Source organism: Vibrio sp. 1078-1 (assembly GCF_033340475.1).
Genome location: NZ_JAWOWM010000625.1, coordinates 1 through 586 on the forward strand (window position 1 = coordinate 1; position 586 = coordinate 586).

Sequence of the window (586 nt, forward strand, 5' to 3'; positions counted from 1 at the left end):
CACGTTGTTGTGTCGCGATTTGTCAGAAATTTCTCTGTATGCGCGCGTGGACAACGGAGCATTTCGACTACTGAAAAACAACACTCCTGGTCCTTACACGTTCATCTTCAAAGGTACGAAGGAAGTTCCTCGTCGCTTGATGAATGCGAAACGTAAGACTATCGGTATTCGTGTGCCAAATAACCAAATCGCATTGGATCTTCTCGAAGCACTGGGTGAGCCATTGATGTCAACGTCATTGATTCTACCTGGTAGCGATGTGACAGAGTCTGATCCGGAAGATATCCGCGACAAACTTGAACATGCAGTTGATGTGATCCTGAATGGTGGTTACTTAGGTGAGCAACCTACTACAGTGATTGACTTCAGCGAAGGTGACCCAGAAGTGGTTCGAATTGGTTCTGGTGACCCATCACCATTCGAATAAGTCGAAATATCAACATAAACAAAAGGAGGCTATCAGCCTCCTTTTTCATTATTTATACTTGAGCAGTGTTTACGCCGAGTAAAGATGGCTTATGCGAATTCGAAAATGTCGATACCGTGGTGTTCAGCATAGTTTATGTAAGCTGAATTAACGCCATTT

Annotated in this window: 1 protein-coding gene; it reads left to right on the forward strand. The window is 43.9% G+C overall.

What is annotated here, in order from left to right; all coding sequences use genetic code 11:
• On the forward strand, positions 1-427 hold a 427-nt coding region (locus R7190_RS29170; protein WP_318138110.1), incomplete at its 5' end, for an L-threonylcarbamoyladenylate synthase.
• Between the last annotated feature and the right edge of the window lie 159 nt (positions 428-586).